The sequence below is a fragment of the Eggerthella sinensis genome (assembly GCF_003339815.1).
In the GTDB taxonomy this organism is placed as follows: domain Bacteria; phylum Actinomycetota; class Coriobacteriia; order Coriobacteriales; family Eggerthellaceae; genus Eggerthella; species Eggerthella sinensis.
In genome coordinates this window covers 1-730 of sequence record NZ_PPTT01000068.1, presented here as the reverse complement: position 1 = coordinate 730, position 730 = coordinate 1, and the positions used below count along the sequence as shown (strand labels likewise).

Annotated in this window: 2 protein-coding genes; both read left to right on the top strand. The window is 64.2% G+C overall.

Going from position 1 to position 730, the window contains the following annotated elements; translation table 11 throughout:
- The coding region (locus C1876_RS17420) for a FecCD family ABC transporter permease (protein ID WP_148707958.1) at positions 1-259 on the top strand (259 nt) is incomplete at its 5' end.
- On the top strand, positions 256-730 hold a 475-nt coding region (locus tag C1876_RS17415; protein ID WP_148707957.1), incomplete at its 3' end, for an ABC transporter ATP-binding protein. The genes C1876_RS17420 and C1876_RS17415, both read left to right, overlap by 4 nt.

Below are 730 nucleotides of genomic sequence, written 5' to 3'. Positions count from 1 at the left end.
CGTCACCGCCGCGAGCGTCTGCGTCACCGGCATGATCGGCTGGGTGGGCCTCGTCATTCCGCACCTGTGCCGCATGCTCGTCGGCGCCGACTATCGCCGCCTCATTCCCGCATCCATGCTCATGGGCGCCAGCTTCCTGCTCATCGTGGACGACGTCGCCCGCCTTGCCACCACCGCCGAAATCCCCATCGGCATCCTCACCGCTTTCGTGGGCGCGCCGTTCTTCTTGTACCTCATAACGCGGAAGAAGAAGCTATGAGCATCGATGTGACCAGCTTGAGCTTCTCCTACGGAAGCCGCGAGATCTTGCACGACCTTTCGTTTTCCATTCCCGACGGGTGCCTCGTGAACGTGCTCGGGCCCAACGGCGTTGGCAAGTCCACCTTGTTCCGCTGTATCCTGGGGCTTTCCCCGCACTATAGCGGCACGATTCTGGTGAACGGGAAGGATCTGCGCGCGCTTTCGGTGCGGGAGCGCGCTCGCGAGATCTCCTACATTCCCCAGTCGCACGCGCCGGTGTACGACTACGAAGTGGTCGACGTGGTACTCATGGCCACGGGCAACGACCTGAAGATGCTCGCCACGCCCGGCGAGGCCCAGCTGCAGCGAGCCCACGAGGCGCTGGCCCGCATCGGCATCGAGCACTTGGCCCATCGCACCTACACGCAGATATCCGGCGGCGAGCAGCAGCTCGTGCTCATCGCTCGGGCGCTCGCGCAAAACGCCCAGA